This is a genomic window from Cellvibrio fontiphilus (assembly GCF_042646205.1).
Lineage (GTDB): Bacteria > Pseudomonadota > Gammaproteobacteria > Pseudomonadales > Cellvibrionaceae > Cellvibrio > Cellvibrio fontiphilus_A.
In genome coordinates this window covers 796,750-822,795 of the sequence record NZ_JBHRTF010000004.1, presented here as the reverse complement: position 1 = coordinate 822,795, position 26,046 = coordinate 796,750, and the positions used below count along the sequence as shown (strand labels likewise).

The following is a 26,046-nucleotide window of genomic DNA, read 5'->3' as shown; positions in this document are numbered from 1 at the left end:
AATTCTTAAGAGGAACTTAAAAAGAGATGAACGAATACCGAACGCAATGAAACTGTCTTTGGTCCCTCCTCTGACCGTCCCACAACTCAGCCTCACAACTTGCTCCATGAGCCGAATAAACCTATTATTCGGCTCACACAATGAGCCAAATAAAGTCATTAATTGGCTCACACCCCTCGGAGGCTGGTTTGGTAGAACACTCGTTGACGCATCGCTGGATTTGGCAAGCCGCTCAGTGGCCCGGGTTTCATTGGGATCAAGTCCGGCTGGAACCCTTGCTGCGTGAGGCGCATACCAATTTGGGGGTTTTGCTGGGGCGGGCGGGAACCGCGAGCGCCGAGCTTGATGCCGCCAGTGTCTTGGACAATTTGCTGCAAAACATCATCACTTCATCCGCAATTGAAGGAGAAAGTGTAAACGTTGCCTCGGTGCGCTCTTCGCTGGCGCGGCGCTTGGGTATACCGCTGGATGAAACAGCCGCAAGCCCAACCTCCAGCCGTACTGAAGGGCTAGCGGCATTAATGATGGATGCCGTACAGAACACGCAAGTGCCGCTTTCAGTGGAGCGCTTACTGCAATGGCACACTTGGCTGTTTCCCGATGATGAACCGCGCTTGGTGTCAATCAAGGTGGGGCAACTGCGCGGGCAAGAACCCATGCAAGTGGTGTCTGGCCGTTTGGACAAACCTAAGGTTCACTTTGAAGCACCACCGCGCGATGGCTTGGAGGGCCAGCTAGATAGGTTTATCGCTTGGTTCAATCAATCGGCCACGCCCACTCTTGATCCGCTGCTGCGCGCCGCCATTACACACTTCTGGTTTATCACCCTGCACCCGTTTGATGATGGGAATGGCCGCATTACGCGCGCCCTGACTGACCTTGCGCTGGCGCAGGCAGATGCTCAATCCATTCGGCTCTACGCCATGTCTAGCGCTATTCTGGCCAACCGCAGTGGCTATTACCGGATTTTGGAACAATCGCAGTCAGGCGATTTGAATATTACCGCCTGGCTGGAATGGTTCTTACAGACCCTGAATAGCACCCTGCAAACGGCGCTTGGCAACATAGGGCGAGTTCTGCACAAGCGCCGCTTCTGGTTGCAGTTTCACAATACCCAGCTCTCTGGCGAACAGCGCAAAGTACTGAACCGTTTGCTGGATGGCGGCGAGCGGGGGTTCGAGGGTGGCATTAGCGCAGCGCAGTACCAAAAGGTCGCCAAGGTCAGCAAGGCTACTGCAACGCGCCACCTCGCCGATTTACTTGCCAAAGGCTGTCTGGAAAAGCTCCCGGGGGGCGGGCGGAGTACGCGCTATCACATAAAGCTCACTGACAGTCACACACCTTAACGATCAGGTCGAGTATGCGGAGAATCACTGCCCAACCATCCACCAATACCTCGAGTTATCCACCGGTGTTGCCTCGGGTAGCGATGGGTTGTGGAGGTGGATGGGGCGGCGGCCAATCAAGTGCGGCAAGCCGTTTTTGACGCGTGGATGGTTGGCAAAAAACTGTTCAAATTCGCCGTTGTCAATTAACGCCTCAAAACCCCGCTCGATGCGTTCCGCCAGGGCTTGGTTGTCTTTGTTGACGAAAAAATACATGGCGGCGGGGTAGGACAAATACCAGTCAGGTGCAACGATTAAATCGTAGCGCTGTAAAAACGCCATTTCATTGGCAATTTCCGTCACCCCGCGCGGGAAGTAATCAAACCGTTTGGCCGCGAGCATTTTATACAGTTGCTCTTTACCCACCCCCTCTGTCACCGGCAGGCCATTGGCTTGCAGCACGGCGGTATCCGGCCAATTTGCCCCCTGCCCTGCCACCAGTTGCTGCAAATCCTTCAGGTTGCGCAGTTGTTTAAAGCGCGCCTCGTCTTGCCGCCGAATCACCATCAGGCGAGTGCCAATCAAACCTTTGAACAGAGGGATGCGCACCGGGCGCAAGAGTTCTTCGCGGTGAATGGAGGTAACCGTCCAAAGCAGGTTGTTGGTGCGCTCTTTGTGGCTCAGTTCGGTGAGCCAGCGCCACTGTGTGAATTGGCGATCAGAAAAGCGCAGCTCGATTTGCTCATGCGGCGCCTTGCTCGCCGCCAGTACCATGCGCAGTAAATTGACGTAATAGTCGTCCTCGCGCTCGGGGGTAACGGCCTCCACGTTTACGACATAAGTGCTGGGGGCCGCTGTGCCAGAAACTACCGCTTGCGCCTGTGCAATTGCAGGACAAAGAAAAAACATCAGGGTGAGTATGTATCTGCGCAACTGCCACATACAGAGTTTCCAAAAGTCATCTTGATTGAGCCTAGCACAGGTAAAGGGATGGCACCCTCAAGGTTGCTGTCGTATAGTCAACGGCCTCTGCTAGTCCAATTAGGGAAACTCACGCAATGCAACAAAAACTGGAAACACGCACTTTTCTGCTGTTTTTATTCATCGTATCGGTAGGTTTTTTGATGGTGCTCAAGCCTTTTTTTGGCACCATTTTTTGGGCCTGCGCCATCACTGTTATTTTTTACCCCCTACAGCAATGGTTGCTGGCGCGGATGAAAGGACGAGTCAACACCAGCGCCTTATTAACCCTTATGGCCTGCATGTTAATTGTGGTGTTGCCCGTGACCTTATTGATCAGTTCAGTCGTCGCTGAGGGTGCCAAGGTCTATCAAAAACTGGAGTCCGGCGAGCTTAACCCGGCCCAGTATATTGAGCAGGTGCGCACCGCTTTCCCCGCCGTTGAGCAGACGCTGGTGCGCTTTGATGTGGATATCGCCAAAGTGAAAGAAGGCGCACTCAACGCCACCATGAGCGCCGGTAAATGGGCGGCGCAGAACGCGCTGAGCATTGGCCAAAATACCTTTAAATTGCTGCTCAATATTTGCCTTATGTTGTACCTCACCTTCTTTTTGCTGCGCGATGGTAACTACTTGCTGGAATTGTTGATTCGCGCTCTGCCCCTGGGCGATGCGCGCGAGCGGATGTTGTTTGCAAAATTTGGCGAAGTGACCCGCGCAACCATCAAGGGCAATCTGGTGATTGCGGTGATTCAAGGCAGCCTCGGCGGGCTGATTTTTTGGATCCTGGGTATTCCCGGTGCCCTGCTCTGGGGCGTGGTGATGGCTGTGCTATCGCTGATTCCCGCCGTTGGCCCGGCCATTGTGTGGGTGCCGGTTTCGATTTATTTGTTTGCCACAGGGGAAAACGTGAAGGGCATTATCCTGGTGGCTTTTGGTGCGGGTGTTATAGGCCTGGTGGATAACATACTGCGCCCGATTCTGGTGGGACGCGACACCAAACTGCCTGACTATATAGTTCTGCTTTCCACGCTAGGCGGCCTGGGCCTGTTTGGTGTAAACGGTTTTGTGATTGGGCCACTGGTAGCGGCCTTATTCATTGCGTTTTGGGGAATATTTATCCGCGAAGTGCATACTTTTTCGCCGGACAGCCAGGTTGAAAATGAATCGCCCCCAAGCGCCGAGCACACCAGCAATACACAATCCAAGCAGGATTCTACGGTCTGATCTGTTAGACTGCCCGGCCTTTTTACGATTCAAGAGAATGAGTTATGTCCAAACAATTTAGCAGCGTAGAAGAACTGGTCAGCTACGGTATTGGCCGCCAAATGGGCGATCAGTTGGCCAGCAACCCGTTTGATGGTGTAGCGCCAGAAGCGGTTGCCCAGGGTGTTGTGGATGCGCTGAATGATGTGGCTATGCCTTACAGCAACGAGCAAATGCAGGCGGCATTTGAAGAGATCAATAAGCGTATGCAAGCCAAAGCGGCTGAACAGCACAAAGCCTTGGCGGGTGCGGGCGAAGCTTTCCTGGCGGAAAATGCTAAAAAAGCCGGCGTAACCGTGACGGCTTCTGGTTTGCAGTATGAAGTTATCACTCAGGGTACTGGCGCCATTCCAACGGCGACCTCCAAGGTGAAAACCCATTACCACGGCACCTTGATTGATGGCACTGTGTTCGACAGTTCCGTGAACCGCGGTCAGCCGATTGATTTCCCGGTTAACGGTGTTATCGCCGGTTGGACTGAAGCGCTGCAATTAATGCCAGTGGGTTCCAAATGGCGTTTGTATATTCCCCACAACCTCGCCTACGGTGAGCGCGGCGCCGGTGCCAGTATTGCGCCGTTTTCTGCACTGATTTTTGATGTTGAGTTGATTGATATTGTTGGTTAATTTCTTTTTGGAATGACCAACACCGCATGGGTTCCGGCACTTATTTTGCGACACGCCGTGAACCCATCCTTGGGGGCTCGACGTCCTGTCTCCGACGGTCTCAAAACAAGTACCAAAACCCCTGCTGAATCGCACTTGATAAGAACATCATAAACACGCGATACACTCAAAACGCCTCGTTATCTTTGATATTTTTTGTTGGATATCCCCATGTGGTTTAAAAATTTACGTTTATATCGCCTCACCGAAGAGTGGACTATTTCCGCTGAAGAATTAAATGAAAAACTCGCCGCGTTTTGTTTTAACCCCTGCGGCAGCCTTGACCCAATGCGTTACGGATTTGAACCGCCGCTGGGGCGTCACGGCAGTGAATTTGTGCATGTGACCAATGGCTACGTCATGATCTGTGCAAAAAAGCAGGAAAAAATTCTGCCCGGCGGCGTTATCAAAGAACAGCTGGAAGAAAAGGTACAGGCGATTAAGGATGCCGAATCCCGCCCGGTTGGCCGCAAAGAGCGCGACACCTTAAAAGATGAATTAATTTTCTCGCTGTTGCCCAAAGCCTTTACCCGCTCCACGCTGGATTACGCTTACATAGCGCCGCAAGAAGGTCTGATTGTGGTGAATTCATCCTCCGCCAAACGCGCGGAAGATTTGCTCAGTAAATTGCGCGAGGCATTGGGCAGTTTGCGCTGCTTGCCGATTGCGCCCAAAAATATTCCCACCCAAGTGATGACCCACTGGCTGCGTGAGAGTGAAGCGCCGCATCAGTTTGAGCTGGGCGAAGAAGTGGAATTACAAGCCGCTAAAGATGGCCGGGTGATTCGCTGCAAGAAGCAGGACTTAACCGCCAGCGAAATTCGCAATCATTTGGAAAGCGGTATGCATGTGAGCAAAATCGCCCTGGTGTGGAAGGAATCCATCAGTTGCATTATCGACGACCAACTGGGCATTAAACGCCTGAAATTTGAAGATGTGATTAGCGATAAAGCCGCCGAGCGCAACCCGGAAAGCAAAGCCGAACAGTTTGACGCTGACTTTGCGATTATGGCGATGGAGTTAAAAAACTTTATTGCTGCCACACTGGCCGCGTTTGGCGGTGAGGTTGAGCGCGAATAATATTGGTATTGGTTTTATTGATCGCTCCCTGTCTGCAGTTCTTGCGCAACAACATGGCGCGCTTCAGCCAGGGTTAAATAAAAGCGCAGCACGCCTTTAATCGGTTTGATATTGGCGTGCGCCAGCGTACTCAGTGGCTGTTTGGGAATATCAGTCAAAATTAATTCGGTATTATTTTTTTCGCATTTGGCGATCAGTTTATTCAGCGCTGCCAAACCGCCCGCATCCAATAAGGATACTTCTTTGAGCGAGAGCATAATATGTTGCTGCTCGGTACACAGTGTAGAAAGCTCACCAAAAACCCTGTCGGCCGCCGCAAAAAATAACGGCCCGCTGATGCTGAATACACGCCAATTATCGGGCAGGTTTTTATCGCCATCTGCACTCACATCATCCACATGAGTCATAGCCGCAATTTCTTTCATGAATAACAAAGCGGCCAATACAATCCCGGAGGTAATCGCAATCACCATATCGAACAACACCGTCAGCACAAAACAGGTGATAAACACCCAAATATCACCGCGCGGTGCAGTTTTTATTAAATGCACTGCTTTGTGAGCTTCGCTCATTCCCCAAGCCACCATCACCAACAGCGCTGCCATAGCAGGCATGGGCAAGTAGGCGAGTAGCGGCGCAAGCGCCACCAAACCCAATAACACTACTAACGCATGAATCATGCCCGCCACGGGTGATTCTGCCCCCGCTTTAATACTGGCGGCAGAGCGTGCCAGTGCTGCCGTAGCGGTAATGCCACCAAAAAAAGGCGTGATTATATTGGCGATGCCCTGCCCTAATAATTCGCTGTTGGCGCTGTGGCGTTTGCCGCTCATGCCGTCCAACACGACGGCACAGAGCAAGGATTCAATGGCGCCGAGCATGGCAATCGCAAAAGCCGCGGCCAGTAAATCCTGCACCACCGCCGAACTCCATGAAATAGTTTCACCATTTGCACCAGCCTGCAACCAGGGCCATTCAAACTGCGGCAGCTGCGGTGGAATACCAAAACCGGTAGAACCATCGGCCAGTGTGTAGGAAAAACGCGAACCAATGGTATCCACCGCAAAACCGGATTGATTCAACACCAAAGCCACCACAGTCCCAACAATCAACGCCGGCAAATGCGGCGGCACAGGTAGTTTTAACAGCGGCCATAACAACATCACTGCAAGTGTGGCCGCCGCCACAACAAAACTGGGCCAATAAAAATCTGGCAGATGCTGCAGTAACACCAACACTTTTTCCAAATAATGTTCCGGCATTTCTGCCAGCTGCAAACCAAAAAAATCGTTGAGTTGCAAGGTCGCAATCACCACCGCAATACCAGCAGTAAAACCGAGCGTGACCGCTTCCGGGATATATTCAATCAAACGCCCCAAGCGCAGCAGCGCCATCACCACCAAAATGCCACCGGCCATCACACTCGCGACCAGCAATCCACCCAACCCATATTTTTGCGCGATGGGATAAAGAATGACGACAAACGCTGCAGTAGGGCCGGAAATGCTAAAGCGCGAGCCGCCCAAGAGCGGAATTAAAAACCCGGCGATGATGGCGGTGTACAAACCGTATTGCGGCGGTACACCACTGGCGATGGCCAGCGCCATGGCGAGCGGAATAGCAATAATGCCCACCGTGATGCCCGCTAATAAATCGCGGGTGAAACGCGGCGCACCATAATGTTCAGTAAAACAGGCCTCGCGCAGGGCGTGGCCAAGTCGCAGGGAAAATAAATGGGCGCGATGGGGCACAAACACCTCCAAGATAGAATCAAGCGCTGGTATTAGAAGCAGTATTCACGCCAGCAAGCTTTAAACACAAAAAGCAAACACAAGAGGCAACTACAACAACTAAACACAAAAAAACAGGCGCAGCACACCAGCACTGAAAATTCGCCGTAAAAAATGATTCAACAAACGTCCGGCTGAACATACCCGGATGAAAAAGCACAGCTAATTAACACCAGTGCAATGCATTCAAAGTATAGCGGGCTATAATGCCGCTCCAGTTGTTCTGGATCATTCACCTTGAATTGAGAGACACGACATGAGCTTGATGTACCGCAGTTTAATCGGCGCCCTCTGCGCACTCACCCTCGCCTGTAGCAAAAGCCCGGAAATGAGCAAAATAGAAGGTTTTGCCCAGGGTACTACCTACAACCTTACCTTTGAATTGCCCGCCGGGAACAATACACCGCTGGAGAAAATTGAAACTGCCATCAGCGACGAACTGGCGCGCATGGATAAAGTGTTATCAAACTATCGCGACGATTCAGTGATTGAACAATTTAACGCGCAACAATCTACCGATGCCATCAGCGTGGATGCCGAGTTGGTGGAATTAGTGGAAATAGCGCGCAGTATTCATCGCGCCAGCAACGGCTGCTATGACCTGACTATTAAGCCCCTGTTTGATTTATGGGGTTTTAAAAATGATGTCTTCACGCCGCCCAGTGAAGATGCATTGGGTGTAACACTCGCCAGCATAGGTTTGGATAATTTGGAAACCCTTAGCACTACACAATTGCGCAAACAGCTTCCTAAGTTACGCATCGATGTATCCTCTATTGGCCAGGGTTATGCGGTAGAGCGCATGGTAAAAATCCTTGAGCAATTCGGAATAACAAATTATTTGGTAGAGATTGGTGGCGAGCTGAAAATCCGGGGCAAAAAAACCAATGGCGAAGCCTGGCGCATCGCGCTGGAAAAACCACTGCCCAACGAGCGCAAAATGCACAAAATTGTCAGCTTCGATTCAGGCGAGCCTATGTCACTCATCAGCTCGGGAACCTATCGCCATTTTTTTGATGACAAAGGCAAACGCTACAGTCACATTCTGGATGCGCGCACCGGTAAACCGGTGGAGCACAACACCGTCTCGGTCACCCTTCTTATTCCCGATGCCACATTGGGCGATGCCTGGTCCACTGCATTTTCTTGCCTGGGTAGCCAGGAGGGTTTAAAAGTCGCTAATGAGCACAAGCTGGCGGTGCTGTTTATTGACCAGCAAGGCGATCAATTGATTGAAACCGAATCGGACGCATTAAAAGCACTTAAAGGTGTCAGTTTTAAAACCCCGTAACCGGATTTGACAATGAAATTTTTAATTTACGGCTTATTACTCTTGCTGGTGTCAGTGAACCTCAGCGCAAACACAGATTCAAGCGCTGAACTCTCCACTACCAATAAAGTTACCTTGATGAGTTACAACATTCGCTGTGGATTTTGTGAACCGGAGGCCAGCCCTAACCACTGGAGTAAACGTAAATTTTTAATTACACAATTAATTAAAAGCCATGCACCTGATCTGATTGGTTTACAGGGAGCTGAATTATTTCAGGTGCAAGACCTGGAAGCCCTGCTCGATGGTTATGAATGGGTAGGTGTTGGTCGGGATGACGGTAAAACACGCGGTGAATCCACCGCGGTACTCTTTCGCAGTGAGCGTTTTTCACTGCAACAGGAACAAACGCTCTGGTTGTCGCCCACACCGGAGCAACCCTCAAAGGGTTGGGGTGCGGATTTTCCACGCACACGTTGGCCACAAAACGTTTAACGATTTTGGCAAAAACACCGAGGAGAAAAACAAGATTGATTTTATTTTTGTGAATCAACTTCTGGCGGTGCTCAGTCACCAGATAGACGTCACAACTTATGACGGTAACTACCCCTCAGATCACTACCCAATTGTGGTCAAATTAAAAATTCAATTGCCGCCCAGCAAAGCATCCAAATCCTGACCGATATATTTTCCCTCCACCCATTCCGGTAAATGTGCGCTCATAAATTCAATAAAGTTTTGCGCACTGACAGGCAAGCGGCGGTCGCCATGCCAGACTAAATACCAGTGACTATTCAGTGGAAAGTCACGCAGTTTAATGGGCGCAACACGCGCTTGGGATTGCGCCAGCGTATGCTCGGAAAGCACGGCTAAACCCAAGCCATTTTCTACGCTCATACGGATCACTTCGTTGCTTTCAATTTGCATGGTGTTATGCAGTTGTAAATTGCTTTCGCGCAAATAATTTTCAAACACCATACGCGTAGCACTGCCCGGTTCGCGCATTAAAAAACGTTCATCCACCAGCTCTGCAAATTCCACATCGGCACGCTGCGCGGCCCAGTGGTGGATGGGTGCAATCAATACCAGAGGGTTGCGCAAAAAACGCCGGCTCACCACATGATCACCCGTGGGCGGGTGGCTAAACAAATACAAGTCATCCAACTGGTTTTGAAAGCGCTGCAACACACTGCCGCGATTGCCAATATTAAATGTCACATCCACCGCCGGGTACTGCTGCGCATAGGGGCTTAACAAACGCGGCAATACATATTGCGCCGTAGTCACCACGCCTATGCTGAAGTGGCCTTTGTTGCCCCGGGCGGCATCCGTTAAAAAGCCATCAAAGTCCTCAAAGCGGGTCAGTGCATCCAGCGCCGCGTGGTACAGCTCGGTGCCAACAAACGTCGGCTGGTAGCGCCCGTCGCGCTGCTCAAGTAGCAACTCGCCAACTGCTTCGCTCAGGCGTTTTATCTGCAGGGATACGGTCGGCTGGGTCAGGTGCAACTGTTGCGCCGCTTGCGAAATAGAGCCAGTTCGCACTACCGCGACATAGACCTGAAGCAAACGAAAGGTGAGGTGGCGAATATTCATGGCAATAAAACCCGGCAGCACATAGAGGATTGTAAATACAAAAAATACAAAACATTAATTATCATCAATTTAATCATTTAGCGACAATAGCACCAATCCTGTTATCCCCCGAGGAGCGAATCGTGCCCGATATTGTTGTTATGTTTTTTTTGCTGGGTGTTCTGGCAGGTTTAGCCAAGTCAGACCTCAAAGTCCCCAAAGCCGCCTATGACACCCTGAGCATTTTGTTGATGCTCACCCTCGGTCTGAAAGGTGGGCTGGCACTGCATGGCCAGGTAAGCTGGCACTTACTACCCGAAGTGATTACGGTGATATTACTGGGCATTGCCATCCCACTGGCACTCTACCCGCTGCTGCGCAAACTAGTGTTGCTGAATGAGGCCAACAGCGCCAGCATCGCCGCCCACTATGGCTCGGCCAGTGCAGGTACCTTTGCAGTGGCGCTGGCGTTTGCCGAGGCCAACAACCTCAGCATCGCGCCACAAACCACACTCTATTTGGTACTACTGGAGCTGCCGGCGATTGTGGTAGCGATTCTGCTCTACAAAAAAGCCACAGGTAATGGCGGCAGTATGAAAGGCATCTGGCACGAGGCACTCACCAGTCGCGGTGTGGTACTGCTGACCGGTGGGGTGATTATTGGCTACCTCTACGGCCCCGAGGCCAGCAAAGACATAGCGCCGCTGTTCCTGGGCGCCTTTAAAGCACTGCTGGCACTCTTCCTGTTGGAGATGGGTGTGTGCGCCTCCCAACACCTGCGCCCCTTCCCTAGCCAGCATTGGCGCCTGATCAGCTTTGCCCTTATCGCCCCCTTCGCACTGGCCTTGGTCGGTGTAGCAGCGGGTATCGCGCTGGATCTGCCCCAGGGCAGCGTATTAATCCTCGCCGCCCTGACTGCGAGTGCTTCTTACATCGCCGCCCCCGCTGCCATTCAAGCCGCCATCAAAGAAGCAGACATCGGCCTTGCGATAGTCGCCGCACTGGGAGTGACCTTTCCGTTGAATGTGTTGCTGGGGATTCCGGTGTATCACCAGGTGATGTTGTGGTTGGCGAATTAGCAATCGGCAATTAAAAACCGAACCCAAATAAAACTAGCCCAAGCGCACTATTGTTTGCTTGGGCTAGTTTTTTATCGCTAACGTTTTGATTATTCTCAAGCTGATAAAGGCTACTCCGCCCTACTTATTCATCATACCGCTGCAACAAACGTTCACTCCGCCACACACGAATTATTTTAATTCCGTGTTGCTCACGGAGATAAACCACGCGAAATGGTGGGTGGATAAGTTCGCGAATATAGTCTTTGGAAAACTCGGGAACGATGCGGCCTATATCGGGGTGGTCGAACAAGATTTGGATGTGAGTGACTATATCTGTAACAAGCTTTTGGCCGATATGCGGCACGAACTGATCGGTGTAGTAATCCTTTATATGCTCCAAATCGGAGAGTGCCGATAAGGCAAACGTAATTTCCATTTATTCAATACCCAGACGCTTTTTCACCTCATCCAAGGGTAATGTTTTACCTTCTTGAATCTCCAACAAACCCTGCGCGACCGCTTTTACAAAAGCGGTGTCTTCAGCTTGTTTTTCGTAATCTTCCAAACTTTGCATCACCGCCACTCCGCGACCGCGACTGGTGAGTAATACAGGGCGATGAGTGTCTTTAGTGTGGTTGATAACCTTTCCGGGATTGACCTTGAGGTCCGACAAGGGGATTACGTCTTCAGAGAATTTGATCGACATGGCAGGTGCCTCTTTTATAGATAGACCTATTAATAGCACCTGTTTACAGACCAAGTAAAGCAAGCGATAAACTTTAACAACTGACCGCCCTGTTTAAATTGCAGCTGATCGCGTATCTCAGCGGGTATGACAACCCTTCCACCTTCTTACATCTTTACCGCAAATATGACATCACCTCACATGAATGACATTTGATCAGAAGCCCGGCACAAAAATATGATCACTACAGGACTTCCAGATCAAATACTAACCAGCATTATTTACGTCGTTCAAAAGAACCCAACCAAAGAATGAGTTCGGCATCACCCCGCCATCATGCTAATATGCGCGCCTTTTTTCCGATTCCGGCTCATTTTTTGAGCGCTTACTCATTCAGATTCAGGCGTGTGCTATGGCAAGAAAAGTTGCAGTGATTATGGGCTCCAAGAGCGATTGGGCCACCATGCAGGCAGCGGTAGAGATACTGGAGCAGATGGGTGTTGAGTACCACACTGAGGTTGTGTCTGCCCACCGCACCCCGCAGAAGCTAACCGAGTTTGCAGAGAGCGCGGTAGAGCAAGGTTATGCAGTGATTATCGCCGGCGCCGGTGGTGCTGCGCATTTGCCGGGTATGGTGGCGGCGCATACGCGCTTGCCGGTACTGGGCGTACCCGTGCAAAGTAAAGCCCTGAGCGGTGTGGATAGCCTTTATTCCATCGTACAAATGCCCAAGGGTGTGGCGGTAGGCACGCTGGCGATTGGTGTGGCGGGTGCGTTTAATGCTGGCCTGCTGGCCTGTCAGATTCTGGCGGTGACCGACCCGGCGCTGGCGATCAAAATCGAGCAGTTCCGCCACGACCAGACCCAATCGGTTTTGGATAATCCAGACCCTAGAGATTAAGAGTGCGAGATCAGTAATCCCCCCAGAATTATTTCCGGTTTTGTAAGCAGTTTCCGAGGTTAGGCATGAGTCAACGAATTTGGGTTTTAGGTGCAGGCCAACTGGGCGCTATGCTCAAACACGCCGGTATGCCATTGGCGCTGGATGTCTGCCCGGTCGATATCAACGAAAGCCATGCGCCGGCGCTGCAAGCCGATGACCTGGTCACCGCCGAACGCGAGCAGTGGCCGGAAACTCTGGTGACCCATGCTCTGGCCCAGCACCCGCGTTTTATCAACCAAAACGTATTTGGCCGCTTGGCGGATCGCAAAACCCAAAAAGAATTGATCGACTCACTCGGCATAGCAACCGCCCCTTGGCGCAATGTGGCAAATGACATCACCGCCAACGAATTGCGCGACCAACTGGGCGAGCGTGTGCTGCTAAAGCGCCGCACCGGTGGTTACGATGGCCGCGGCCAGCACTGGTTGCGCACCGATGAAGACCAAGTGCCTGAGGATTGGCAAGGCGAAGCTATCGCTGAACAGGCCATCAACTTCGACGAAGAGGTGTCGCTGGTAGGCGTGCGCAATGCGGCGGGCGATTGCGTGTTTTATCCGCTGACCCTGAACCTGCATTTAAGCGGCATCCTCTATGCCTCGGTTGCACCACTGGCGCGTTTACAACCGCTGCAAACACAGGCGGAGGCGATGCTGGGTAAAATCCTCAATGCACTCGATTATGTGGGTGTGATGGCGATGGAAACCTTCCGTGTTGGCGACCAGTTGCTCATTAATGAACTGGCACCGCGCGTACACAATTCTGGCCACTGGACACAAGCCGGTGCGAGCATCAGCCAATTTGAGTACCACCTGCGCGCAGTGGCTAATATGGCCACACCAGCGCCGCAGGTGATTGGCCAGAATGTAATGATTAATTTGATCGGCACCGACTACAACCCCGCCTGGCGCGAACTGCCCTGTGCACGCACCTACTGGTATGGCAAAGAGGTGCGCCCCGGACGCAAGGTTGGCCACATCAACATTGTGAGCAATAACCTCACCGAAGTGCGCGAGACTCTGGTTTTACTCGGCGATTTGCTCCCTGAGCATCACTACCGCGAAGCCATCGACTGGAGCCTTAACGCCATAGAATCGCTCTAACACCAAGCCGGACCTGTTCCGGCTTTTTTGTTAGTTTTTTGTTAATCGCAAACATCCAGCCAGATAGCCCTGTGATATTTTTATCCAAATCAACCGTAATAGATGCAGACTCTACCTTTACCGGGAGTACTATCGCCTGATGGACCTTGAATTAAAAATCACCCCCCACGAGCACTACATTCACGTCAATGTACGCGGCATGGGTAACTATGAAAACGCGCTACTGATGTGGCGCAGCGTTGTTGACGCCTGTGAAAAACAACAGTGCTTCAAGGTGCTAGGCGAACAATATCTCTTTGATTCAGTATCCACCGCCGAGGCATTCGATCACCCCGCACTGTTTAAAAAACTCGGCATCAACAGAAAATACACTTTTGCCTGGGTGGACAATAATCCACGCACATTGGAGACCACACAATTCGTGCGCGATGTTCTCGCCAACCGCTCTATGGGCTATGGCAGAGTATTTACTGATGTGGAAGCAGCCAAACGCTGGCTGCTGGAGCAAGACTAGCAAGACCCTCTGATTAGCTGCATTAATTGGACGTTAGCCAAACCACCAACGAGAGATACAAGCGGCAGGTAGAATCTTCGTCGATCTACACTCACCACCGCACTAAAGGAATTAAATCGTTAATGAATAAATCGTTTGAAAATAACGTCACCATCACTCCGCACCTGCAAGAAAATTATTTGCATGTGGATGTCACCGGCATGGGTAATTATGAATCTGCGCTCACGTTATGGACGAGCATTGCCCAAGCCTGTGAACAATACCAATGCTTCAATGTGCTGGGTGAACAATATTTAGTAGACACAGTGAGCACCCCTGAAGCCTTCGATCACCCGGCATTATTTAAAAAAGCCGGTATTACCACTAAACACCGTCTGGCATGGGTCGATAAAAATCCGCGCACGCGCGACACCACGGCATTCATTCGCGATGTGCTCACCAGCCGCTCTATAGGATACGGCCGCTTGTTTAATGATTTGGAAACAGCCAAACGTTGGCTGTTGGAACAACACTAATCCCCCCTATCTTAAAACAACACCAATCCCCATCTCTCAATCACCACCCGCTGCTGGGCACTCATCGCACTTGTGGCACCTCTTTTGACAAAGCTTTTGTTGCTTACTAGGGTTTATACAGGCTCCCATCACTCAACCTGATGGGAGTTTCATTTCGCTTGTTTCCATAATTTTAATAAATCAACCGCGCACCGGGCATAGACATCAGCTGCGCGTTAAACGGCAAATAAGGAGTTATCCCATGTTGAGCAATATGAAAGTTGCGCTGCGCCTCGCCATTCTTGCGGGTGTTTTATTAGTGTTTATGGTGGTCATTGGCGGCATGGGCGTCAAAGGTATGTATGACGAACACGAGGCCATGCGCACCGTTTATATGGATAGGGTAATCCCACTAAAAGATTTAAAACTCATCGCCGATATGTATGCCGTGAATATCGTGGATGTAGCCCACAAAGTTCGCAACAAAGGCATGAGCTGGCAAGACGGTATTAACTCGGTAGAAGCGGCGCAACACACCATTCAAACCCGCTGGGATGCCTACCTGAATACCGAATTGGTTGATGCAGAAAAAAAACTGGTTGATGAACTAAAACCTTTACTAAAAACAGCAGACAAAGCCACCGCCGAATTAGTGAAAATTTTTTCTGCACAAGACCAGCTACAACTCGATAATTTTGTCCTAAACCAACTATACCCCAGCATCGAGCCAGTGTCGGAGCGCTTTACCCAATTAGTGGATGTACAGCTCGCCGTAGCAGAGGATGTTTACAATATATCCAACATCAATTACGCACGCGCCAGAGCGTTAAATGTTGGGTTAATTATTTGCAGCCTGCTTATCAGTGTTCTGCTTGGTTTTATTATCAGCCGCAGTTTATTGCTACAACTCGGAGCTGAACCCAATTACACCTCGGACGTAATCTATCGCATTGCCCAAGGGGATCTGTCAGTAGAGGTGCATACCAATCCAAAAGATCAAGGCAGTATTTTATTTGCCATACGTCAAATGGTGGTGCGCCTTTCAGAAATTATTGGTGACGTGCGCTCAACCGCTGATTCACTGTCATCGGCCTCGGAAGAATTGAGTGCAACCGCGCAGTCACTCAGCCAGGCATCCACCCAACAGGCGGCCAGTATTGAAGAAACCAGTGCGGCGATGGAAGAAATTACCGCGTCTATCGGACAAAATAATGATAACGCCAAAGTCACCAACAACATCGCCGGCAAGAGCGCTCAGGAGGCCGAACAAGGCGGATCTGCGGTAAAAAATACGGTAGAAGCTATGCGCAAAATTGCCGAGAAAATTAGTGTGATTGATGACATTGCCTATCAAACCAATTTGCTCGCCTTGAATGCCGCCATAGAGGCCGGGCGTGCCGGCGAACATGGGCGCGGTTTTGCGGTGGTGGCAAGTGAAGTGCGAAAACTGGCTGGGCGCAGCCAAGCGGCAGCCAAAGAAATTGGTGAACTGGCCATAGGCTCAGTCAGCCTCGCGGAGAAAGCCGGAACATTATTGGATGAAATAGTGCCCGCCATTAAAAAAACGGCGGATTTGATTGAAGAAATTTCTGCCGCTAGCGATGAACAAACCATGGGCGCAAGCCAAATCACTACCGCTATTTCACAAATCAGTATTGCGACTCAACAAAACTCCTCTTCTGCAGAAGAACTCTATTCCACGGCAGAAGATTTAACGGGCCAAGCCGTGCAATTACAACAGATGATGGAGTTTTTTAAATTGCGCATCCAAGCCGCATAAACACTTTTAAAACCCTTGCATGTTTGCTCCCGCTCGCGGGAGCAAACCTGTTATAAAATCCAAACCTCTACCCGCCGGTTCATGCGCCGGCCCTCTTCCGATTTACTGCTGGCCAGTGGTGCTTCATCACCCATACCACGCGCCACCAAGGGGTAAATACCGCGCGCAATTAACTCCTGCTCTACTACCTTGGCGCGGCGCAGGGATAACTCACGATTTTCAGAGCTGTCGCCTTCGTCATCGGTAAAACCAAAAAGTTGCACACGTTTGGGCGCATTAGCTTCCATGTATTTCACCAAGCGCTGTAAATCGCTGATGGCTTTAGTATCCAACTCATCACTGCCATCTTTGAAACGAAAATTAATGGAGAGACGCTGCGAGCGATTCGTTAGTTGACGCATTTCTTCCGGATAAAAACTATTACTAAACGGCTGACCGGTTTTAATATTTTGTGAGACTAAACCAATATCCTCCACAATACTTTGACCGCGTTCAGTTGCACTGAAGCGCACAAATTCTTCGGCATCATTACTGGTGCTTTTCTGCGGCAGGTAAAAATACAAACGGCGCGCCAGCGGATAATCCTCGGTGCTTACCGTGAAATGGGTTGGCACAATTGCTTTTGAATTTTTGGTTGATGAAATTGCCAACAATTTAGCCCGGCGCACATAAGGCAAACCGATAAAACCAATTGCATTTTCATCTTTAGCAACAGCATCAGATAATTCAGTGCTTGATTCAAAACGTTTTGCAGAAAGCACTATGGTAGCGCTAGCGGGGTCAAGCACCATACTTTTAAAAGAATCCCAGGTGCCTGAATTTTCATCGCGTGCATAAAGGTTGATAGGCCGATCTTCGCCACCCAGCTCAGACCAATTAGTGATTTCACCAGAAAATATTTTTACCAATTGGGGGATAGACAAGCTACTTAGTTTATTGCGACTATTCACAATAATAGCCAAACCATCCAAGCCAATAATGTGCTCAGCGCCCGGCTCAGTCAGGTCACCTTGTTTGTCCAATAACAATTCACGCTCCTGCTCTTTTACCCGGCGCGAAGACATTCCCAGTTCAGCCTTACCACTGAGCAAATCAGTAAATGCTGTGCTGGAACCATGCGCATGAATTTCTACAAATTCCACCCGCCCATTAATTTCAGCACTTACCGCTTTTTCTACCGGGTTATTGCCCTGCTCGGTTTTAATATTGGCACCACCACGCGCCATAAGATAAGACTCAACCAAACGCGGTGCGAGTTTTTCGCCCACAGTGTTAGAACCATGAACACGAAATAGCGGCGTAGTTGCACGCACTAGTGCACCGTTTGCAGGTGCGACACTGGCAGCCATGGAATTAGCAGGTTTAATTTTCGCCTCGCTGATGGCTTGCATCACAAATACTTCACCGGAGTCCAGCGGCAAAAAAGAACGCAATAAGTATCCACCCAGAATCAATAATAATGAGCAGGCCACCGCCGCTAGACGTGTAAGGCGAATCCCTTTTTTGGTTTTTTTGGCAGGTTTGAATTGCTCGCCGGTATGGGTTGCAGAGGCGATAGAGTCTTCCAGCTGGCGAACATCCCACACCAATGCCGTTAACTCTTCATTATTGGCGCTGAGTGCACGCTCTAGTAATTCGTTGCGATACTCATCATCTTTTAGCACCATATTGAGCGGGATATGCATTTTTAAATGCACTTCGCACAAGCGCTTCAAATTCCATAATTTATCAACCAAGGTGACATTATAGTGAATGTGCTTATGGGATTTGGGGGACATGGCGCTTCTCGTAAAATATTAGAAGCGCGCACTATAAAAATGACAGATGACAATTAGATGACAAAGAAGTAGATAACAAACAGAAGACAAAAAGTGCCGGCGATAAAACTTACTTTTTAGCGTGCTCGCGCCGCAGCTGGGTCAAGCCGCTTTTTATCCACTCCAGCAAATCATCTGCATAGAGCGGTTTGGAAAAGTAAAAGCCCTGTACTAAATCCACACCTAACTCAGCAATAATTTGGAAGTCTTCCTCGGTTTCCACACCCTCGGCGACAGTAATTAAATTGAGTTTTTTGGCAAGCTCTACCGTGCTGGAAAAAATCGTTTTTTGTTGTGGCCGCGCAGCAGCACGATGCACCAATGAGCGGTCAACTTTTAATTCTGTAGCAGGAACACGCGACAACTGCTGGGCATTCGCAAAGCCGGTGCCATAGTCATCAATCGCAATATGGAAACCTTTCAAGCGCAAACGCGCCAAGGTGCGTATAGCGCTGGCCAACTCACCCAACAAGGCGTTTTCGGTAATTTCAAAAGTGACTTCATTAAAAGGCACTTCGTATTTTTCTGCCATCGCGCATAACCAATCCACAATATCGATATCGGCAAGGGATAAAGGCGATAAATTAAAAGCAAGATTAAAACGCAAACCATAGTGTTGCCATTGGCGTTTGTGTTTAAACGCCTGCTCAAGAAGGCTGCGAGTTAACGCATCAATCAAACCATGACGCTCAGCCAAAGGAATAAATACACCGGGCGATATCATCCCTTTACTAGGATGACGCCAGCGCGCCAGCGCCTCCACACCACGCAACAGTAACCCTTGCACCGTTAACTTGGGTTGGAACGCGAGCGTCATTTCACCATTGACCAAGGCTTCATTTAATTCGACAGCAGTGACTTCCTGCTCGACCACCGGATGCACTTGCTGTTTGGCCAGTTTCGCGTCGTGAATATAGCGCAGCAAACTACATTCCAGTGCATCGGGTAAGAGTGGTTTTTGAAAAGTGCCCAGCACATGCAAACCATCTGCCTCTGCCATGGTGCCCACGCTGGAAATTAATATGGGGTCTTTTGCGCTGAGAATAATCACACTGGTGCTTAATTGTTTTTGCGCGATAGAGCGGATCAATTCCACACCATCCATGATTGGCATTTCCAAATCAATCAACACTACGTCGATGGGGCCGGCTTCCAGTCGTTGAAGTGCATCCACGCCATTGGTGGCGCCATGCAATTCGGTGATACCCAAATCGCGGCATAAATCCTGTGCGTATTGTCGCTGCGTCAAACTGTCATCAGTGACCAGTACACTTAATTCTTTAATGGTGGATTTCACACCTTACCTCCCAGTACGGCAGGAATCTGTGCGAGCGACATAATTTCTTTTGCCGCTCCCAGATTGATTGCCTCTTTAGGCATACCAAAGACCACGCAGGAGGCTTCATCCTGGGCGATAGTACGGCACCCGGCCTGGCGCATTTCCAACAATCCGCGCGCGCCATCATCACCCATTCCGGTGAGGATTATTCCCATCGCATTACGCCCTGCAGCGCGGGCTGCTGAACGGAATAACACATCAACCGAGGGGCAATGGCGGTTTACACTCGGCCCCCTGAATACCTTGGCAACATACTGCGCACCAGAGCGCTGCACTTCCAGGTGATGCCCGCCGGGCGCAATAAGTACACGCCCGGGAATTAAACGATCACCGGATTCGGCTTCTTTAATATCTACCTCACACAGGCCATCCAGGCGTTTGGCAAATGCCGCGGTAAATTTTTCTGGCATATGTTGCACCACCGCAATGCCAGGGCAAGTGCGTGGAACTTTGGCAAGAATTTGCTCCAGGGCTTGGGTTCCACCCGTGGAGGTGCCTATAACAATAATACTGTCGGTCGTTGCGGTCATTGCCACCAAATCAACAGCAGGGGCTGGCGCATTCAGTTTTACTGCCGCCGCAGGTAAGCCGCGTTTGGCAACATGTGCACCAGCTGCACCGCGCACGGTTTGCCAGAGCAAATTTTTGGCATCCAATAAAAAATCTTTCACGCCCAACTGCGGTTTGGTAATTATATCTATGGCACCGGCAGAGAGAGCCTGCAAGGAGAGTTCCGCACCTTTTTCAGCCAGCGACGAACAAATAATCACCGGGGTTGGCTGCTCACTCATAAGGCGACGCAAGAATGTGAGGCCATCCATACGCGGCATTTCTATGTCCAGCACAATCACATCAGGCCATTTTTTTTGCATTTGTTGTTGAGCAAAAATAGGGTCTGAGGCCGTGGCATAAACCTGGATATCTGGCGCTTCATTAAGCACGGCTGTCAGCACTTGGCGCACCACCGCTGAATCATCAACGACTAACACATTTATAGTCATAACACCGTTATTTCCTTGCGGCTGAAAGGAGAGGCTTTATATGCTTTGAACAAGGGTTTCACTGAAACGCAGCTCCTTAAGTATTGCCCATCACAAGCTGATTACAAGATTTCACCCGGCATTCATTTGATAGTGTTTTACATGAATTTCGCCGGTGGCCACAATCAAGGTTAACGACCGGGAAATTGTGCCGCCTACATCTACGCGGTAAGGCTGAATCTGCTCGCGCTGCAACCATTGGCGCGCATAGCGAATATTGTCGTAACCAATCGAGGCGGGGCTATTAAAAGCAAACATATCACCGCCACCAAATACGGCGATATGAAATTCCCTGAGCTGGGCATATTGCAGCATGGCAAATTTCATCGCTGCCAACGCATTATCGGCATAACGACAATCTGATTCAGGTTTGTTGCGCAGCGCCTGTTGCACATGATCATAGGGCGATGCAGGCAGCAAGTAATGACAGAGACCACCGATTTTTAATTGCGGATGCCAAGCAGTCAGCGCCACGCAGGAACCCAGCAAAGTATGCAAGCGCCGATATTCAGAGCCAAAGTACCAATCACCGGGGTGAATAGTGTGCAAATCCTGACTGGATGGCAGCGTCATAAATTCACTGGGCCCCCAGCCTGTATATAGCGGGTTTGACAGGTACAAAGCGCGAGCTAATACCGTGCAAACTCTCCGAGTGCCCCACAAATAAAATTCCGTTGGGCTTCAAGGTAGCGGCAATGCGCTCTAGAATTTTTGTTTTATTATCATTTTCAAAATAAATCAGCACGTTGCGCAAAAACACCAAATCAAATTGACCGAGATCGGGAAACTCCTCATGCAAATTTAATGTAAAAAACTGCACAGATTGACGCAGCTCTGCATTGACACGAATATGCCCCTCACGCGGGCCAATCCCTTTGCGACAAAAGCGGCGTAAATATTCCGGTGGAATATTTTTTATGCGCATCTCCGGGTATATGCCAACCTTCGCTTGTTCAATCACTTTGCGATTGACGTCGGAACATAACAATTCCCACGGGTTGGTGCAGCGCTCACTGAGCAACATAGCAATGCTATAGGGCTCTTCACCAGTGGATGCGGCCGCGCTCCACACGCGGAAATTGCTGCCGGGTTTTAGTTTTGGCAGCATTTCATCGCGCAAATAATCAAAATGTTTTTGTTCGCGAAAAAAATAGGTTTCGTTGGTCGTTATCAACTCCAACGCCAGGCTTAGTTCGCCGGTTCCCTGCGGGCTTTGGATGTAGCGATAATATTCCTCAAAACCTTTTATATCGCAGGCAATCAGCCGCTTCCAAAGGCGATTACTGAGTAACGCCTTTTTTTGCAGCGGCAAAAAAATGCCCAACTTCTTTTCAATCAACTGCTGGAACAACTCGAATTCGCGATCCGACGGAATTACATTTGACATATCAGTTGTCATGACACCATCCGTAAATTAGGTGTAGCGAACGAAGTCTTTATCCAATTCATCATCACTCAGGACTTTATGAGTCGCTGGTTTGCGCGGTTTTATTTTAGGTGCAGGTTGTGACGGTGCTGACGAACGCGGCTGATAGTGGCGCTGGCCAGGATCTGTATTGCTCAGAGTGAAATAACTCACCGATTCTTGCAAGCGCATTGCCTGTGAACTCAACTCCTCGGAAGTTGAACTTAGCTCCTCGGCAGCGGCAGCGTTTTGCTGCATAGTTTGGCTCACCTGACCTATGGCCGCATTAATTTGATTTACTCCCGCCGATTGTTCGGTAGAAGCAGCGGCAATTTCCTGCACCAAGTCGGCGGTTTTACGAATACTTGGCACCATGTCTTGCAATAATTTTCCTGCAGTATCCGCTTTGTTAACAGTTTCGCCCGCAAGCGAGCCAATCTCCTGTGCCGCAATTTGGCTGCGCTCAGCCAACTTGCGAACTTCTGAAGCGACAACCGCAAAACCGCGACCATGCTCGCCCGCGCGCCCTGCTTCAATTGCTGCATTCAGGGCAAGTAAATTAGTTTGATAAGCGATGTCATCAATCACACTGATGCGCTCGGCAATTTTGCGCATAGCATCAACGGTGCTCGCCACTGCGTTTCCACCCGTTGCAGCATCAGCAGCAGCTTTTTGAGCCATACCATCAGTCACGCTGGCATTTTCATTATTCTGGATAATGGATGCCGACATCTGCTCCATGGATGCCGAGGTTTCCTCTACGCTCGCTGCCTGCACGGACGCCCCTTTCGCCAAGGATTGTGCTGTTGCATTCACCTCCTCGGACGCTGAAGCCAGCGCATCTGCCGAACTGCGCACTTCGCTGAGCACTTGCGACAAGGTGTTGGACATCTCGCGAATAGCCGCGAGCATACTGCTGGTATCACCGGGTTTCAGGTTCACTTGTTGGGTTAAATCACCAGCGGCAATACGCGCAACCACAGCGGCGGCATACTGGGGTTCACCACCCAATTGACGCAATAAATTGCGAGTAATAAAAAACCCAATCAATGCAATTGTGATCAATGTAATTAGTGCGGTGACAATAGAGAAAACTGTTGCACTGGCTTTGGTTTCTAGTGCCAAATTCTTGGCATTAGTTGCAAGTTCCATATTGTATTCAATATGTTTTTCAATTGCTGCCGAAGCGGCCATAGCATCGGACACACCCGCTTCAAGCAGCTTATTTGCTGTTTCATTATCATTTTTATTTGAGGCAGCAATAATAGCGGGTATATGTTTAAGATATGCATCATAGGCTTCAATATCTGCCTTAAGAAGTTGAAGGTCCATATCATCGGCCAACATAGTTTCGTACTTCTTCAGCCCAGCTTTCACGCGGGCAATTGCTTCGTTCATACTCTGTTCCAGCTGACTGGATTGTGAAAGATCTGTATTGAGAATATGACGATTCAACCGTATGCGTGAACGGTATACGTCATTTTGAATTTCCGACAGCAAATACATGCTAGGGATCACATTCACGTTGCTGTAATTGGTTTGCTCAAATACTTTATCGATCTGTATTTGCGAAGATCCCGCCAAAATAATAATGCCAAGTAGCGCCGTAGCGACTAACAACAACATTTTTTTTGCAACACTCATCTTTTAACTCCATTTGATCCATTTAATAACAACGCACCGGATTCCTGGCAACTCTCACGTTATTGGTTTACAGAAACTTGAGCCGGTATTAATTAAAACGTACAAAATTTTTATCTATATCATCCACTGGCTGTGCCATTGCCACTTTTTTGGGGCGTACCGCAGTTGGTTTAATACCGCTTACAGCAGGGCGATTCGGCGATGTTTTTTTATCAAGCTGTAATTTGAAATAAGTCATTGACTCTTGCAGGCGAATGGCTTGGGAACTCATTTCCTCAGAGGTGGAACTCAGCTCTTCCGAAGCCGCTGCATTTTGTTGCAAGGTTTGACTGACCTGGCCAATAGCGCCGTTAATTTGCGCCACACCGGTATTTTGTTCGGCGGAAGCGGCAGCAATTTCTTGCACCAGATCTGCCGTCTTGCGAATAGCGGGAACCATTTGATTGAGCATAGTGCCGGCGGTTTCAGCGCGTTTTACCGTATCCAATGCGAGTGTGCCTATTTCCTGGGCAGCAACCTGGCTGCGCTCGGCAAGTTTGCGCACTTCCGAGGCAACCACAGCGAAACCGCGCCCATGCTCGCCGGCACGCCCGGCTTCAATTGCTGCATTCAGCGCTAACAAATTGGTTTGATAGGCAATGTCATCAATCACACTGATGCGCTCGGCAATTTTTTGCATGGCCGATACGGTGTTCATCACCGCTTCTCCACCGCTGGCTGCATCGCGCGCGGCACTTTGCGCCATGCCGTCGGTAATTTTTGCGTTCTCGGTATTTTGTGCAATAGACGCTGACATTTGTTCCATTGAGGCAGAGGTTTCTTCCACACTGGCTGCCTGTACCGAAGCGCCTTTTGCAAGTGATTGCGCTGTTGCATTCACTTCTTCAGAGGCCGAAGAAAGTGCATCTGCAGAGCTGCGCACCTCTGCAATAATCTCTGCAAGTTGTTTGCGCATATTGGCAACACTGGCCAACAGCGATGTCTCATCGCCCGGTTTTAAATCTATATGCAGATCCAAATAACCATCGGCGACTTGCGAAACAACGTTAGCGGTGTAAGCAGGTTCACCTCCCAGGGTGTTGAACATATCGCGAAAAATATAGGTCATCACACCAATAATAATGGCCGTAGCTATTGCTGATATAAGCACCAACAGCTTTACCGTGTGACTGTATATTTGATTGGTTCGCGCTTCTGATTCAACTAAGTACTGTGCAAAACCGGTAGACGTTGCACTGGCCAACTCATCCATTTGACGGCTGGTTTCACGATCCATACCGCTTACTAATTTGTCGACTATTTTCCCGGCTTGTGGATCTTGCTGGTCAAACTTTTCCAATGCAGAACGGTAATTTTTTCCAAGCTGTTTATGTTCAAGCACTAACGCTTCTGCTGCAGAAGTGGCAACGCCCTCTTCTTGTTGCAATTGAATTGCCTGGGTGAGCTGCTCCTGCACTGCCGCTTCGGATTTGGCAAAACCGTCCACATAGCGCATAAATTGCTCAGGGTTATTGCCGCGAATCAGAATATTTTTCCACTCTTGCACCTGGGTTTTGAAATGAATGGATGCCGCTTCTATGGCGGCCAAAATATCTGCGCGGCGCTGCACATGCTCGGAGGTGTCGTGCACAACGGTATTGAATTGACGCAGCTGCATATATGCAGAGACACCCAAGGTCGACAAACCCAGCAGGATAAGTGTACTGAGCAGCAAAATTTTTGCTTTTAAGGTCATATTGGCGAACATGGGAAACCTCTTATTAATATAAGGCAGCACGCTTTGATGCTACTGCAATTGCGCCTCAACCAAATGCGCCAATTCACGAATGGAAAGTGCGCTATTAGCATCCAGCAGCACAATAAATTCATCATCGCGCTTGGCAATACCATGGATAAAATCAGCGCGAATATTTGCGCCGAACGAAGGTGCATCCTCTATATTTTCATCATCCATTTCGATCACTTCGCTGACAGCATCAGCCAGTAAACCGAGCACATGATTTTGCTCGTTATTTTCCAACTCAACGACAATAATGCAGGTTCGCTTTTGCACCTCGATTGGCTTTCTCCCCAAGCGCACCGCCAAATCAATCACCGGCACCACCTCACCGCGTAAATTAATTACCCCGCGCAAAAAATTCGGCATGAGTGGAACCTCGGTAATTCCACTGTATTCAATAATCTCGCGTGTTTGTGACAACTCCAAACCGTAATGTTCATTACCAATATTAAAGGTAAGGTATTGTTTGATAACTTCAGGCACATGGCTTTTTTTGGTTTTATTAAGTTGATTCATG

25 protein-coding genes are annotated in these 26,046 nt (G+C 49.7%); 12 read left to right on the top strand and 13 right to left on the bottom strand.

The genetic code is table 11. The annotated features are described in order from the left end of the window. Positions 1-140 precede the first annotated feature (140 nt). Complete coding sequence (locus ACFODX_RS12045; RefSeq protein WP_378119412.1) at positions 141-1,346, top strand: Fic family protein; 1,206 nt, start codon at positions 141-143, stop codon at positions 1,344-1,346. A gap of 24 nt (positions 1,347-1,370) precedes the next feature. On the opposite strand, the gene ACFODX_RS12040 is transcribed toward ACFODX_RS12045, so the two are convergent. After that, a complete protein-coding gene (locus ACFODX_RS12040; protein WP_378119410.1) occupies positions 1,371-2,267 on the bottom strand; it encodes a hypothetical protein in 897 nt (298 codons plus the stop codon). Positions 2,268-2,383: 116 nt separating this feature from the next. Here ACFODX_RS12040 and ACFODX_RS12035 point away from each other — a divergent pair, with 116 nt between their 5' ends. From ACFODX_RS12035 to rdgC, 3 genes are all read left to right on the top strand, one after another. Further along, positions 2,384-3,511 (top strand): AI-2E family transporter, encoded by a 1,128-nt coding sequence (locus ACFODX_RS12035; RefSeq protein ID WP_378119408.1) that lies wholly within the window; start codon positions 2,384-2,386, stop codon positions 3,509-3,511. 44 nt (positions 3,512-3,555) lie between these two features. Further along, positions 3,556-4,176, top strand: a complete 621-nt coding sequence (locus ACFODX_RS12030; protein WP_378119406.1) for an FKBP-type peptidyl-prolyl cis-trans isomerase — start codon at positions 3,556-3,558, stop codon at positions 4,174-4,176. A 210-nt stretch (positions 4,177-4,386) separates the two neighbouring features. Then, a complete protein-coding gene (gene rdgC, locus ACFODX_RS12025; protein ID WP_378119403.1) occupies positions 4,387-5,295 on the top strand; it encodes a recombination-associated protein RdgC in 909 nt (302 codons plus the stop codon). Between the two features lie 14 nt (positions 5,296-5,309). On the opposite strand, the gene dauA is transcribed toward rdgC, so the two are convergent. Next, positions 5,310-7,046 carry a C4-dicarboxylic acid transporter DauA gene (dauA, locus tag ACFODX_RS12020; protein ID WP_378119401.1) on the bottom strand — a complete coding sequence of 579 codons (1,737 nt, stop codon included), beginning with the start codon at positions 7,044-7,046 and terminating at the stop codon, positions 5,310-5,312. A gap of 295 nt (positions 7,047-7,341) precedes the next feature. Here dauA and ACFODX_RS12015 point away from each other — a divergent pair, with 295 nt between their 5' ends. Next, positions 7,342-8,376 carry an FAD:protein FMN transferase gene (locus ACFODX_RS12015; RefSeq protein ID WP_378119399.1) on the top strand — a complete coding sequence of 345 codons (1,035 nt, stop codon included), beginning with the start codon at positions 7,342-7,344 and terminating at the stop codon, positions 8,374-8,376. Positions 8,377-8,388: 12 nt separating this feature from the next. Next, positions 8,389-8,850, top strand: a complete 462-nt coding sequence (locus tag ACFODX_RS12010) for an endonuclease/exonuclease/phosphatase family protein (RefSeq protein ID WP_378119397.1) — start codon at positions 8,389-8,391, stop codon at positions 8,848-8,850. Positions 8,851-9,000: 150 nt separating this feature from the next. Here ACFODX_RS12010 and ACFODX_RS12005 read toward each other — a convergent pair whose 3' ends face one another. Continuing rightward, positions 9,001-9,948, bottom strand: a complete 948-nt coding sequence (locus ACFODX_RS12005) for a LysR family transcriptional regulator (protein ID WP_378119395.1) — start codon at positions 9,946-9,948, stop codon at positions 9,001-9,003. 122 nt (positions 9,949-10,070) lie between these two features. Between ACFODX_RS12005 and ACFODX_RS12000 the strand changes: the two genes are divergently transcribed. Then, complete coding sequence (locus ACFODX_RS12000) at positions 10,071-11,006, top strand: sodium-dependent bicarbonate transport family permease (protein ID WP_378119393.1); 936 nt, start codon at positions 10,071-10,073, stop codon at positions 11,004-11,006. Between the two features lie 124 nt (positions 11,007-11,130). Here ACFODX_RS12000 and ACFODX_RS11995 read toward each other — a convergent pair whose 3' ends face one another. Both ACFODX_RS11995 and ACFODX_RS11990 read right to left on the bottom strand, forming a co-directional pair. Beyond that, entirely contained in the window at positions 11,131-11,424 is a 294-nt protein-coding gene (locus tag ACFODX_RS11995) for a type II toxin-antitoxin system RelE/ParE family toxin (protein WP_378119391.1), read from the bottom strand. Continuing rightward, positions 11,425-11,694 carry a type II toxin-antitoxin system Phd/YefM family antitoxin gene (locus ACFODX_RS11990; RefSeq protein WP_378119389.1) on the bottom strand — a complete coding sequence of 90 codons (270 nt, stop codon included), beginning with the start codon at positions 11,692-11,694 and terminating at the stop codon, positions 11,425-11,427. Positions 11,695-12,085: 391 nt separating this feature from the next. On the opposite strand from ACFODX_RS11990, the gene purE reads away from it, so the two are divergent. The 5 genes from purE to ACFODX_RS11965 all read left to right on the top strand — a co-directional run bounded on the left by purE (position 12,086) and on the right by ACFODX_RS11965 (position 16,504). Beyond that, positions 12,086-12,574: a 5-(carboxyamino)imidazole ribonucleotide mutase gene (gene purE / locus ACFODX_RS11985; protein WP_378119387.1), complete on the top strand. Its 489-nt coding sequence runs from the start codon at positions 12,086-12,088 to the stop codon at positions 12,572-12,574. A gap of 65 nt (positions 12,575-12,639) precedes the next feature. After that, positions 12,640-13,716, top strand: a complete 1,077-nt coding sequence (gene purK, locus ACFODX_RS11980; RefSeq protein ID WP_378119385.1) for a 5-(carboxyamino)imidazole ribonucleotide synthase — start codon at positions 12,640-12,642, stop codon at positions 13,714-13,716. A 139-nt stretch (positions 13,717-13,855) separates the two neighbouring features. Beyond that, positions 13,856-14,230 (top strand): hypothetical protein, encoded by a 375-nt coding sequence (locus ACFODX_RS11975; RefSeq protein ID WP_378119383.1) that lies wholly within the window; start codon positions 13,856-13,858, stop codon positions 14,228-14,230. A gap of 122 nt (positions 14,231-14,352) precedes the next feature. Then, positions 14,353-14,745 carry a hypothetical protein gene (locus ACFODX_RS11970; protein ID WP_378119381.1) on the top strand — a complete coding sequence of 131 codons (393 nt, stop codon included), beginning with the start codon at positions 14,353-14,355 and terminating at the stop codon, positions 14,743-14,745. Between the two features lie 241 nt (positions 14,746-14,986). Then, a complete protein-coding gene (locus tag ACFODX_RS11965) occupies positions 14,987-16,504 on the top strand; it encodes a methyl-accepting chemotaxis protein (protein ID WP_378119379.1) in 1,518 nt (505 codons plus the stop codon). Positions 16,505-16,554: 50 nt separating this feature from the next. Here the strand turns inward: ACFODX_RS11965 and ACFODX_RS11960 are convergent, their stop codons facing one another. The 8 genes from ACFODX_RS11960 to ACFODX_RS11925 all read right to left on the bottom strand — a co-directional run bounded on the left by ACFODX_RS11960 (position 16,555) and on the right by ACFODX_RS11925 (position 26,045). After that, a complete protein-coding gene (locus ACFODX_RS11960; RefSeq protein WP_378119377.1) occupies positions 16,555-18,282 on the bottom strand; it encodes a phosphate ABC transporter substrate-binding/OmpA family protein in 1,728 nt (575 codons plus the stop codon). Between the two features lie 109 nt (positions 18,283-18,391). Continuing rightward, entirely contained in the window at positions 18,392-19,618 is a 1,227-nt protein-coding gene (locus ACFODX_RS11955) for an EAL domain-containing response regulator (protein ID WP_378119375.1), read from the bottom strand. Beyond that, positions 19,615-20,661 carry a protein-glutamate methylesterase/protein-glutamine glutaminase gene (locus ACFODX_RS11950; protein ID WP_378119373.1) on the bottom strand — a complete coding sequence of 349 codons (1,047 nt, stop codon included), beginning with the start codon at positions 20,659-20,661 and terminating at the stop codon, positions 19,615-19,617. The genes ACFODX_RS11955 and ACFODX_RS11950 overlap by 4 nt, the downstream gene beginning before the upstream one ends. 111 nt (positions 20,662-20,772) lie before the next feature. After that, positions 20,773-21,273 (bottom strand): chemotaxis protein CheD, encoded by a 501-nt coding sequence (locus tag ACFODX_RS11945; RefSeq protein WP_378119371.1) that lies wholly within the window; start codon positions 21,271-21,273, stop codon positions 20,773-20,775. A 4-nt stretch (positions 21,274-21,277) separates the two neighbouring features. Continuing rightward, on the bottom strand, positions 21,278-22,099 hold the full coding sequence (locus ACFODX_RS11940; RefSeq protein ID WP_378119369.1) for a CheR family methyltransferase: 822 nt from the start codon (positions 22,097-22,099) through the stop codon (positions 21,278-21,280). A gap of 15 nt (positions 22,100-22,114) precedes the next feature. Continuing rightward, positions 22,115-23,749: a methyl-accepting chemotaxis protein gene (locus ACFODX_RS11935; RefSeq protein WP_378119367.1), complete on the bottom strand. Its 1,635-nt coding sequence runs from the start codon at positions 23,747-23,749 to the stop codon at positions 22,115-22,117. An 88-nt stretch (positions 23,750-23,837) separates the two neighbouring features. Then, positions 23,838-25,496 carry a methyl-accepting chemotaxis protein gene (locus ACFODX_RS11930; RefSeq protein WP_378119365.1) on the bottom strand — a complete coding sequence of 553 codons (1,659 nt, stop codon included), beginning with the start codon at positions 25,494-25,496 and terminating at the stop codon, positions 23,838-23,840. A gap of 39 nt (positions 25,497-25,535) precedes the next feature. After that, complete coding sequence (locus tag ACFODX_RS11925) at positions 25,536-26,045, bottom strand: chemotaxis protein CheW (RefSeq protein ID WP_324257901.1); 510 nt, start codon at positions 26,043-26,045, stop codon at positions 25,536-25,538. Between the last annotated feature and the right edge of the window lies 1 nt (position 26,046).